Source organism: Novosphingobium sp. B-7 (assembly GCF_000410615.1).
GTDB classification, from domain to species: domain Bacteria; phylum Pseudomonadota; class Alphaproteobacteria; order Sphingomonadales; family Sphingomonadaceae; genus Novosphingobium; species Novosphingobium capsulatum.
The window spans coordinates 466-1017 of the sequence record NZ_KE148408.1; the positions used below are offsets into that span (position 1 = coordinate 466).

The following is a 552-nucleotide window of genomic DNA, read 5'->3' on the forward strand; positions in this document are numbered from 1 at the left end:
CTCGCCCTTGCCGGCCACCAGCGGCGCGGCATAGTGGCGCGGCACCAGGGCAAAGGCGGCGATCAAGGCGCCCCCTGCCCCGGCACCGATCAACACGCCGCGTCGCGTCGGTTTCAGCCTGTTAAGGGCCGGCGGCAGGGCCATTGCGGGCCGATCAGGCCGTCTGGTCCAGCGCCGCCAGCACGGCGCGCGCCAGCCCCATGAACGCCTGCGCCTGCGGTCCTTCGCCGGCGGCCGGCGGCTCACCCGCATCGCTCTTCTGGCGGATCGCGATATCGAGCGGCACCCGGCCCAGGAACGGCAGGCCCAGTTCGCGCGCGGTCACTTCCGCGCCGCCATGGCCAAACGGATCGCTCACCTGGCCGCAATGCGGGCACAGATATCCGGCCATGTTCTCGACCAGGCCCAGCACGGGTACTTTGCCTTGGTCGAACAGCCCGATCGCGCGGGTCGCGTCGATCAAGGCCAGGTCTTGCGGGGTGGATACGATCACCGCCCCGGCCGGCTTGTATTTCTGCAGCATGGTCAACTGGATATCGCCCGTGCCGGGCG

General features: G+C 70.3%; 1 protein-coding gene. It reads right to left on the reverse strand.

What is annotated here, in order from left to right; all coding sequences use genetic code 11:
* Positions 1–154: 154 nt before the first annotated feature.
* The coding region (locus H926_RS34915) for a P-loop NTPase (RefSeq protein ID WP_043610281.1) at positions 155–552 on the reverse strand (398 nt) is incomplete at its 5' end.